The organism is Anabaena sp. 4-3 (assembly GCF_001597745.1).
Classification (GTDB): Bacteria; Cyanobacteriota; Cyanobacteriia; order Cyanobacteriales; family Nostocaceae; genus Trichormus.
This window is the reverse complement of the sequence record NZ_LUHJ01000046.1, coordinates 43,709-53,246: the sequence shown is the minus strand read 5'-3', so window position 1 is coordinate 53,246 and position 9,538 is coordinate 43,709. Positions and strand designations below refer to the sequence as shown.

Genomic DNA, 9,538 nt, shown 5'->3' with positions numbered 1-9,538 from the left:
CCCATAAATCTTTGACCCACTGCCAAATTTTCCATACCGGGCAGCAGTTGTTCTGGGCTGGGGTGAGCAGGGATTGAGTCACCTACCTGAAAAAATAGGCGTTCAAGCTGATCTAACCAATCATAACTGTAAGAACCTATCTTCAGTTGGCATAACCACCGAAATAAAATAGACGCTGGGGCTTGCACATCAATAGCTCGAAAATACGCTTCGTTAGCACTTTCTATGTAGCTGTCAGATGGAAACGACATCAGCCGTTCTTCGGGTGTAGACCCCCAAGTATACGCAACGCTTCGTTCTGGATTGACGTTTACCATTGGTCAATTTCAGTGCATTCTAATTCCAGGATAGAAGCTTGGGCGATGGTGCAAAGCACCCACTATAGGCGATGGCTACGCCCGCCGCAGGCATCGCTCGTATCAAACCCAGCAAAAAACCCCGGCGTTAAATACCGAGGTTGATAGAGGAAGTCCGAATAACGATGAGATACAGCGATACCGAAATTTACAAATATTAGCTAACACCCAAGGCAACCAAAATCAATGTAGTAACCAGTAATGTAGCGAATGCACCCTGCACAGCATATTGACGTTGCTCTTCTTGGGTGGGGTAGTTAGCGTAATACATCTGGGGTTCATTAGCGTAATTATTTAAAATGCCTGCTTCGTTAACGGTGGTATACATAGTTTTTTCTCTTCGTTTGTTACTTTATGTAAACTAATTTAACAATATTGTTACAAACTGTCAACAATACTTGACAGGAATAGTAAATAGCTGTAATAAGAGCTACTTATATTGGAGCATTTTCTTAGAGGAAAAAAGCGATGCCTACAGTGGGTGCGATCGCCGTCGCACTCCGCGCAGTGTCAGAGGCTAAAGAATATGAGTAAGAGCAATAACAGCTTTGGCTGCTCAATAGGCTGAGGCTGATTTTCAGGTGGTTTGGGTATGTGATTTTCTTAGAGGAAATCTTAGATGCAAGTGGATGCGATCGCTTCCTCTGAACTCAAACGCAAAGGCGATTCAGTCTGTTCACTTTTCTAATGCTGCCTTTCCATCTTTTACTACCAGCGATAAGCGAAGCTTAAACCTTCTCTAACGAGAGGCTGCGCCAACGGTTATCGCACCCCTGACCAGCGATCGCCTTGTCAAAGGCATCGCCTGTTTTCCTCTAAGAAATGAACCCTCATCCCCTGGCTTGTAAGTCAATTCATCACCAGCTTGTTTCTGAGCAGTCCCGTTAATTACCTGAAACCACATCTCATCAAAAGTGACACCTCGCTGTCTAGCGAGATATTCAATCCTATTTTTAATAACAGCTTCCCTTTCTTCCAGCTTGCTGTGAAGCAGTTCTTGAGCCTGTACAGGTATGGATCTACCATTTATCCTGGCATCAATTTTTAGTAAATCTTTGTAAAATTTCCCCAGTCGGGGAATAGTTAGCCTTTTATCTTTTTTAGTCCTGCCTTCAGCAACCGAGTTCCTAACTGGCTTAGATGCAACATTTAACGGAGGATCAAACCACTCAATCAATGCCATCTCAATCTGTGGTAGCAGGTCAGCCGAATCAACAAAAAGATATGCAATCCGAATATTTCCTATGGATTCTAATTGCCCGTATTTGTGATGACTCTGCCATCTAACTTTAGGGTTGACGGAACGACCAATGTATTGAACTCTGCCTGTAGAGTCAATGGCAAAGTATATAGCTGGGTTTTTAGGAAATGCAGTTTTTGCACTTAATGGCAGCCAAGGCAATGATTTGAGGTCTATTTCTGATGGATTAATCATTGGTTAAGTTCACTGCTGGTATGCTTCATCCAATTGATTATCAATTCCCTCGCCTGTTGACTCATAGAAATTTTGTGTTTAGCACAGGCAATTTTGAACTGAGTTCTTTCGTCGTCTGTCAAAAAGACCACGAGTTTTACTGTTTTGTCCTCGTTTTTCGGCTCAGTCACTTAGCTTACCTACTTTATATATAGCTGCATCTTGCTTAATTATGTCACCAAGCAAATGTTTAGCAAATTAGGCAACTAGGCTAATTGACTTAACTTACCTATATAGGTAAACTTAGCATTATAGCCAAGTGAATGCAAGCCCCTTGCAATCTTCAAAGCTTTGTCATGCCTGATTGATGAGGGTTGTGAGCAAGAACTAGGTAATTCAAATCTTGCATAGATGCCAAGGGTGCAATGAAATGTACTCCCAAGATGCAAGATGCTTATTTGAACCACAGGTAAGAAATGGTTACAAAAACTAATACCAACGCAATTGAGCAGCTAACTTACACAGCAGTAGAGTTAGCGCGTGAACTTGGTACTTCCGACACCAATATCAGAACTAATTGGTTTCCCAAGCTGGAAGAAATTTGGTGGTGGTGTGTAGCTGATTTAAAGGATGGGGAAAGATATACAGCTACTGCCCGTGAAAAATTCTTTGAGTTACAGGAGGCAATTTCGCCTAAAGTTCCAGTACGTAGCCCAGATAATATAATTCTCCGCAACGATGACGGAAAGCCTTTGATGCAGAATAATCCTAACCGCATTGGGATTGCTGCTTATAAAGATAAAGTTTGGCAGAAATATAACCGAATTCCGCCACAACGTGTTGATGCACCCACTGCTGAAGTTTTGGCGCAAATTCCAGTAGAAGCAGAAATTTGTGATGAATCATCAATCATTCTCCAAGAGCAAGGCTTGGCCAGAATTGATGAACTTGGTCAAAACGTTGATAACCTATTTGATTTGATTGATCAAGCTGCAACAGCTAACGCTAATGCTTTGGTGGGACGGTACGCCGAAAAATTAACCACAACTGTACAAGCTGGGATATCGAATGTACACGCAAATTTGGGAAAGGCGATGAATTCTCGAACTCGCCAAAAGTCTTAAAGTGGCTCTCTGCTCACAGGCTTGTCGTTGCGATCGCTCTCGGTTTGATTTGGTTTGCACAATTCACTATTGCAGGATACCTAAACGCCTGGGGTGAATCGCTTTTTTACAACTACAACTACAGGATTGATCAACATGGCTACAAAGACAACTACCCAGAACAATCAAGCCACTCAGACAGAATGGATTGATGAGATGACATATCAGGCTAATGTACACATTGAAAAGGGGAAACAGCGATCGCATCTCCTACGTGGTGAACGTGCTAAAACCAAAGCTGCTGAAAAATGGGCTGATAAGCAGGAAGTTAAGGCACAACGTCAAGAAACTCAGTTAGAGACTGAGAAAGTTAAGTTGCAAACTGATAAGGAGAAATTAGCGATCGCACAAACCAACCTTAAAGGTACTCAGGCCGCAGGGGTATTAAATGAGGTTGAATGGCGACAAAGATTAGTGAAAAAATCCTACGGTGTTGGTATTAGTCCAACTTCTATAAAAGCCATTGCCCCTACAGAATCTCAGGTTATTGATTTAGTAGGAACTGTGACCAGTAAAACCAAGGAAAAAGTCAGTAAATAATCCTCGCTATTCACTATCCAATGAATCCTACTCTATATGTGGTGGTATTAACCACCACTTTCTTAATGTTTGCATCTTTGTTAGCTGATTTATTGAGGTGGGTATATTTCACCAACAAAATGCTACTTATACCCACAATACCCAGCGTCATTTTAATAATTATAGGCTTAATCTTATCGCTGAATAAACGACAATGAAACGCCCATTACAATACTTGCTAGCATCAATTAATCTTGCTGCTGCTGTTGCCTATCCTGCGCTGGATGAGAAGCATAGCTTATATGCTCGGTTGCTAGGTTTATCGTGTGGGCTAATTTATTGGAAAATTTCACCTAATATATTTGCAACTATTGCTAAATTAAACTCACGCCGCACTGATTTAATCCGCGAGGTTAAAAGACTCAATTCAGAAATTGAAATTCTACCCCGTAAACTTGAAGAATTGGCACGAAGTAAGCAGCAAGAATTGGATGATAGGGAATCGTCTATTATTGCCCGTGAAAAGCAACTACAAGAACAAATAGATGCGGCAAATCAAGCATTATCTAAACAACAACAAGAATTGCAATCCAGTATTGAGGCAGCTAATTCTGAACTAGAACAAGACAAGCACAAATTCTTAGAGGAAACTGAGGAAGCGATCGCTCGATATCAGTCAAGAATCGAATTATTAGAATCGGAAATTGATGATTTGCGATCGCTACTTGCACAGTATGAAGCCCCGGCACTTCCCGAAGGTTCTAGTTTTGAAATTATCCTGGTGCGGCGGTGCATGGAATTGTTGCTTAATAAGCGGGTAGTCTGTGAGTTTAAGGGAGTAGCAATTGACCCTGATGGCTATGTGGTAGCACGACTTAAACCCCAGGATGGGGGGCAGAAGGCAATTGAGAAGTGGGCTAATTATTTACACATAGAGATGGAATTAGCCGAAGCCCCCAAATTTGCCACCCTGCGCGGGGCTGTGCAGATATGGCTCAAGCCTCAAGAAATGGTTCGTTTACCTGCCGTCGCACCCTTCGACGAACCTCCGACTAACCCATCATCGAACCCGCCGAACCTTCGGATAGTAAGAAGCGAATCATTAAATAATTTCGGCGAAAATCCTACACCAGAGCCTATTTCGACAGAACCTAACAAGCAGTTCGACGAAAGGCTGATGAAGTTCGTAGAACCTTCTGCGAAGCTTCCCCCCTTCGGCGCAATTCGGCAGATAGAGCGCGACTGGATAGGATACCTCTACTGTTTCCATGAACCACCCATTAGGAATCAAAAAGCACTCATTTTGAGAGTGTGGGGGTATAAAAGCGGTGATAGTAGTGGCTACCGCAGCGCAAGAACGAGACTGCATATAATCCTGACTGACGCTGGTATTGAAATTAAAAGGAAGGCAAATCAATGAACAACATATTGGAAATGCTGATTGGCATTTTTATTGGTTTTATTCCAGATGACACCCTATGCCTTTTAGAAGAAAAGTTTTTCAACGAGATGGAAAGACGGGGATTCATTATCTACACAGATGACTTAGATGGAGGTCAACATCATGAACAGTCTTGAGTTTTGCGATCGCTACTTACCCGACTATTGGGCGGAACGAGATTTACAGCTACTCATTCAAAAACGATTACAAAGATGGTGGTTTATCGCTGCCCCTGATGAAGTGACAGTTAAAACTCCATCAACCACCAGACGAATTGACATCAGCACTTGGTTGACTGTGTACGAGGTTAAAAAGTGGTTGACCCGCGATGCAATCTTTCACGCCGTTGCACAGACCGAGCTTTATGCTTTCTATGGCCCCAAATTGCTGTGGCTATTCTCCAAGCGGCGGGTAGTTGTAGGGCTTGCACCAACCGACCAGTCAGAGTATGAACAAGCCTCTCGTGTGGCGCGTGATTTTCGGCGTATGGGTGTTGAGGTAATTTTTCTTAATGAAGTAGGGCTAGGTTTTGAAGTGCCAGAAATTGGAGCAGGTTTGTTAATAATTGGTGTGCTGTGCGTTTTGACAGCAAGTGCAGCTTATTTATGTATTAGTTTTCTTGGCTAAAAGGGAATTATAAATATGTAGTTACAAATAAAATATGAAATTTAAATTGAAAATCAACAATGAATTTTTGGCAGATTCATTAGTCCTGTCTCTAGTATTGATGTACTTTGTAGGTATAGTAATTATTCCTAACTTTTATCTATATATTCACTTGAATAATAGCTCAACTCATCAAAGCAAATGAACACACTTAATTCACTTAAGTTTCTGTATTGCCGTAATTGCGACTTGAAAACCTATCACTACAGGAATTTAAAATATAGCTGGGGCTACACTTGTCGTGTTTGTCAAACGTGGCAACATGAAAGTCAACTGGTAGAAATTCAAACTGGGTTAGCAGCAAAATCAATTATTAATGCTATAGGAAAAGACTACCCCAGTTATTGTGATGGGGAATTAGCAGAGTTTATCGAAGCGGCGGAATCATTAAGTATGCAGTATGACTACCAAAAAAAACTGAGGATGGATACGACTTTGAAGCTTGGTATTTAGAAGATACAGAGAATACAGCCAAGATTAAGCTGTAACTAAAGAGAGCGATCGCTAGCCAACTGGTAAGGCGATTGCTTCCTCAAAACACTCTAAATTTTCCTCTAAGAATGCAAGCTTACCAATTGGGGATTACTATGACTTTACCTAATACTCTGCAATTTAAAGGCCGTCCAATTCATTCTCAAGATAATTACAAAGGCTTCGAGGTAATAATTACTTATTCTCAGCCTGATTCCTCTGGTGATAAAACCTATTTTTATCACGTCCGTGAAGATTTAAAAGTTTTATCAGACAACACAAAGGGGCATGGTGAGCCGAATATTGTAGAGGCAATGATTAAAGCTACGAGTTTCATAGAAAATTTTCTCTCTGGGTATTAGCCTACTGTCTCCTAAAAAGGGGGATGCGCTGACGGTAGCCAATGCTTGGCATCTCTCCCTCAATCCTTGTTTTAAATTTCCTCTAAGAAAATATTCTATATTACACTATGACTACAATTTCTGATTTTGAAGCCTTGGCAGATATAGCAGATTGTCGAATTTTGCAACGTTATAAAAGTCAAATTCATGCTTGGGTTTATATTACTCAAGATGAGTTACGTTTAGGTGAGGTTGTTAACGCCTTTTATCACGGCAACCTGGAAATAGTTGAAGCTTGGACTGAGGCAGAGCAAATCAAATTTTATCAACAGCTTGAGGATGTTCCTAATCCTTATTGGATGGTGGTTTTAATTCATCCTTTCTATATTATGAAACCTAGAAACTAGCGTATACACAGATTCTCAATTCAAGCGATCGCTCCACTAAGCCAAGTTACTTATATAAATTACTATCAGTGAAATTCTTAGAGGAAAATTGAGTCATCCTCTAAGAATCTCAAGCAGGGACAGTGCGAGGCAGGATAGGCTAATTCCAGCAGTCGGCGTAAGTTTCTCGCAGGCGATCGCTTCGCGTCAACTAGATAATTTTTGATGCGATAATACCAATCAATACAGCAAGACCTAGAAATCTGCGAAAATAATTAACACCTTGAAATAATTCCATCCAAGCCCAGGTAAATAAAGAGCCATTTGCTACTACATCAAACACTGTATTAATCTTGCCAGTAGTAAAAATTAGAGATAGTGAACCAGATACTACCCACACAATAAGCGGTAGATTTGGCATTTGTGCGATAACAATATTGCCATCACTGTCACGGAAGGTTTTATCAATTAATGTATTTTCCATGATTTTAATTGTAATTCTTTAATAGATTGAAACATTCAGATACATCTCATTTCCAGCATCTAATTGCGGAGATTAAACTGTAAAACTTATTCATATATGGCTATACTCACAGGCATAGTGACACGGAATTCACTAACATATCTGTTATGGAACTTGGAACTGCATCTACGCTGTAAATAGAGCAATGAACATCATAGGCGATCGCCTTTGGCGGGTGCTTTGCACCATCGCTTCATGATTGACACTGCTGATAAATGGTGTTTCTCTCGTCGTTTAGAAATGAGATTAATAGTGTAAATTACTACCCGTGAATTTCTTAGAGGAAAACTCAACTTTCCTCTAAGAATCTCAAGCAGGGATGGTGCGAGGTCAACACTGAGGGCGTAGAAGCCGCCACAGCCTAAACCCGTTACCAACTCGATTCAGTTCTGGGGGATAATCTACTGGTTGATGATGCCTGTAATCACCTTGGAAGAAAAGCAGCTAAATCTATTCTCAGATTTGTCCCTCACACCAGCACCTAGAACAGAGACACTGGTGATGAGTGCTGATGCCCTAGCAAAGTGGAAGGCGCAGATTGTGGAATATCAGCAACAGGTGAGGCAAAGTCAAGCACCAAAACAAGCAACACTGTTTGACATCGCCCCGGCGTATTGTGACCCAGAGGCGATAGACCCGCTTTTGCTACAGCTTGTGCCAATGGCGTTTTACAGAATGCCAGCAGATAGCCCCGGCGAGGCGTGTCTTTACTTTATTGTTGACTCGGCGGCTGGACTAATTTTGTACGTGGGGGAGACGTGCCGCAGTAGCAAGAGGTGGAAGGGCATACACGACTGCAAGGATTACATTGCTAGTTACCAGGATTTACATTATCGTTACGGGTTGCCAACAGCAGTCAACGCTGCATTTTGGTGGGATGCACCGGTGCAAAGAAAAGCACGGCAGGAATTAGAATTGAACTTGATTTTGAAGTGGCGATCGCCCTTCAACAAGGAGAACTGGGAAAGATGGGGGCAACCGTTTAAGTGATTTTTGAGCGATCGCCACCCAGAAAATTCTTAGAGGAAAAGCCACAATTATGCTCCACCACAGGCGATCGCATCTTAAATATTGTCTATGTCTACGTCCTATCTTTCCCGAAAAAAATCGCTCTCGCAAGCAACTGGGTATAAAACCGCTCAGAAGGTTCTCAATCGTTTCATTTCTGAACTAATCGGTTCAGTTTAGTTGTTTGGGGAATTCACCAACGGTATCGGTATCTTGGCTCAATCCCATAACCCGGTATGCCAACTCCCTCTTCCGATGGTCTATCGGAAAAGACTGATGGTCTTGGTGATGTTCGTCTTGGACTGCCAAATGAACCACGGGACGGTCTACCGAATGAACCACGGGACGGTCTACCGAATGAACCACGGGATGGTCTACCGAATGAACCACGGGATGGTCTACCGAATGAACCACGGGATGGTCTGCCAAATGAACGACGGGAACGTTTAGGATGCGGATTACCCACTTCTACCGCAGAAACACGGAAAGGATTGATAACCGCAGTTTTTTTTGTAATAGAGCCTTGTGCAGAAGTTGATAAAGGCAGCATTCCAAGGGTTGATGCTGTAAGCAATACTGCCATGCCTATACGTTTTAGTGCTACTACCATAACGCCTACGCTCCTTTTTTAATAATTTGTAGGCTATTTTCTTAAGTTCATGAGCCAAAGCTTCAGTCTGAATTAAAGCTCGAAATTTTATCAGGGTGACAGCCGAGATACCTTCCTAGCGATGACACAAAACTCAAAAGCAAGTTGATGATCTACTATTTCATTTTCACTCTATAATTAAGTAACTCCTTCTGCTTTTTGGGGTGAACAATAAGGTATTAAAGTTACTCCAGAGGGACTTGATTAGCTAAAAAACTATTATCAACCTCGTTCCAATGTGGGGCTAAATATACAATTGGTATCTATCTCTGGGATTAAGTATTTTTACTTGAATCAAAGCACAAAATCAAATGAATGAGCGGTTTCCGCAATGGACAAATGCAATTGAATGCTGTCTGGTTCACGATATAGGTAAAATAATTAACTCAAAGTTAGACATAAGATGATAGGCGATCGCCAAAGGCTAATCGCTTCCTTATCGCCGTTCGCGTAGCTTGCTTCCCCGTAGGGGTACGCTTGTTGCTCCTCCCATTCTTAGAGGAAAAGCCAAAATTATGCTCCACCACAGGCGATCGCATATTAAAGATTGTCTTGTACATTAACTAATTATTTGTGCATGTAACAAAATCTCGTCATCAAA

General features: G+C 41.7%; 17 protein-coding genes and 1 pseudogene. 10 read left to right on the top strand and 8 right to left on the bottom strand.

All coding sequences use genetic code 11. The features are described 5' to 3' along the window. The 4 genes and pseudogenes from A3775_RS12185 to A3775_RS24220 all read right to left on the bottom strand — a co-directional run. Positions 1-317, bottom strand: a pseudogene (locus A3775_RS12185) (hypothetical protein); the annotation flags it as partial. Between the two features lie 196 nt (positions 318-513). Next, complete coding sequence (gene psb34, locus A3775_RS24225) at positions 514-684, bottom strand: photosystem II assembly protein Psb34 (RefSeq protein WP_156481622.1); 171 nt, start codon at positions 682-684, stop codon at positions 514-516. Positions 685-1,095: 411 nt separating this feature from the next. Then, a complete protein-coding gene (locus tag A3775_RS24650) occupies positions 1,096-1,791 on the bottom strand; it encodes a GIY-YIG nuclease family protein (protein ID WP_066425150.1) in 696 nt (231 codons plus the stop codon). Then, the gene (locus A3775_RS24220; RefSeq protein WP_156481621.1) at positions 1,788-1,961 is read right to left on the bottom strand and encodes a plasmid partition protein ParG; all 174 of its coding nucleotides are present in this window, start codon (positions 1,959-1,961) and stop codon (positions 1,788-1,790) included. Before A3775_RS24220 ends, A3775_RS24650 begins: the two co-directional genes overlap by 4 nt. A 285-nt stretch (positions 1,962-2,246) precedes the next feature. Here A3775_RS24220 and A3775_RS12175 point away from each other — a divergent pair, with 285 nt between their 5' ends. The 8 genes from A3775_RS12175 to A3775_RS12145 all read left to right on the top strand — a co-directional run bounded on the left by A3775_RS12175 (position 2,247) and on the right by A3775_RS12145 (position 6,778). Beyond that, the gene (locus A3775_RS12175; protein ID WP_066425149.1) at positions 2,247-2,894 is read left to right on the top strand and encodes a hypothetical protein; all 648 of its coding nucleotides are present in this window, start codon (positions 2,247-2,249) and stop codon (positions 2,892-2,894) included. Between the two features lie 135 nt (positions 2,895-3,029). Continuing rightward, complete coding sequence (locus tag A3775_RS12170; RefSeq protein ID WP_156481620.1) at positions 3,030-3,473, top strand: hypothetical protein; 444 nt, start codon at positions 3,030-3,032, stop codon at positions 3,471-3,473. A gap of 193 nt (positions 3,474-3,666) precedes the next feature. Then, the gene (locus A3775_RS12165) at positions 3,667-4,872 is read left to right on the top strand and encodes a hypothetical protein (RefSeq protein ID WP_066425145.1); all 1,206 of its coding nucleotides are present in this window, start codon (positions 3,667-3,669) and stop codon (positions 4,870-4,872) included. Then, positions 4,869-5,030: a hypothetical protein gene (locus tag A3775_RS24215; RefSeq protein WP_156481619.1), complete on the top strand. Its 162-nt coding sequence runs from the start codon at positions 4,869-4,871 to the stop codon at positions 5,028-5,030. Before A3775_RS12165 ends, A3775_RS24215 begins: the two co-directional genes overlap by 4 nt. Continuing rightward, positions 5,017-5,520, top strand: coding sequence for a hypothetical protein (locus A3775_RS12160; RefSeq protein WP_066425144.1), 504 nt, complete (start codon positions 5,017-5,019; stop codon positions 5,518-5,520). The genes A3775_RS24215 and A3775_RS12160 overlap by 14 nt, the downstream gene beginning before the upstream one ends. Positions 5,521-5,700: 180 nt before the next feature. Further along, positions 5,701-6,012, top strand: coding sequence for a hypothetical protein (locus A3775_RS12155; RefSeq protein ID WP_082803727.1), 312 nt, complete (start codon positions 5,701-5,703; stop codon positions 6,010-6,012). A gap of 107 nt (positions 6,013-6,119) precedes the next feature. Then, entirely contained in the window at positions 6,120-6,392 is a 273-nt protein-coding gene (locus A3775_RS12150) for a hypothetical protein (protein ID WP_066425135.1), read from the top strand. A 107-nt stretch (positions 6,393-6,499) separates the two neighbouring features. Next, positions 6,500-6,778, top strand: a complete 279-nt coding sequence (locus A3775_RS12145; protein WP_066425134.1) for a hypothetical protein — start codon at positions 6,500-6,502, stop codon at positions 6,776-6,778. A gap of 190 nt (positions 6,779-6,968) precedes the next feature. Here A3775_RS12145 and A3775_RS12140 read toward each other — a convergent pair whose 3' ends face one another. Further along, positions 6,969-7,241 carry a hypothetical protein gene (locus A3775_RS12140; RefSeq protein WP_066425133.1) on the bottom strand — a complete coding sequence of 91 codons (273 nt, stop codon included), beginning with the start codon at positions 7,239-7,241 and terminating at the stop codon, positions 6,969-6,971. A gap of 191 nt (positions 7,242-7,432) precedes the next feature. Further along, a complete protein-coding gene (locus tag A3775_RS24210) occupies positions 7,433-7,657 on the bottom strand; it encodes a hypothetical protein (RefSeq protein WP_156481618.1) in 225 nt (74 codons plus the stop codon). A gap of 34 nt (positions 7,658-7,691) precedes the next feature. Here A3775_RS24210 and A3775_RS12135 point away from each other — a divergent pair, with 34 nt between their 5' ends. Both A3775_RS12135 and A3775_RS24205 read left to right on the top strand, forming a co-directional pair. After that, positions 7,692-8,270 (top strand): hypothetical protein, encoded by a 579-nt coding sequence (locus tag A3775_RS12135; protein ID WP_082803726.1) that lies wholly within the window; start codon positions 7,692-7,694, stop codon positions 8,268-8,270. After that, on the top strand, positions 8,267-8,413 hold the full coding sequence (locus A3775_RS24205; RefSeq protein ID WP_156481617.1) for a hypothetical protein: 147 nt from the start codon (positions 8,267-8,269) through the stop codon (positions 8,411-8,413). The genes A3775_RS12135 and A3775_RS24205 overlap by 4 nt, the downstream gene beginning before the upstream one ends. 68 nt (positions 8,414-8,481) lie before the next feature. Here the strand turns inward: A3775_RS24205 and A3775_RS24200 are convergent, their stop codons facing one another. After that, the gene (locus A3775_RS24200) at positions 8,482-8,898 is read right to left on the bottom strand and encodes a hypothetical protein (RefSeq protein ID WP_156481616.1); all 417 of its coding nucleotides are present in this window, start codon (positions 8,896-8,898) and stop codon (positions 8,482-8,484) included. 431 nt (positions 8,899-9,329) lie between these two features. Continuing rightward, positions 9,330-9,497 carry a hypothetical protein gene (locus A3775_RS24195; protein WP_156481615.1) on the bottom strand — a complete coding sequence of 56 codons (168 nt, stop codon included), beginning with the start codon at positions 9,495-9,497 and terminating at the stop codon, positions 9,330-9,332. Positions 9,498-9,538 lie beyond the last annotated feature (41 nt).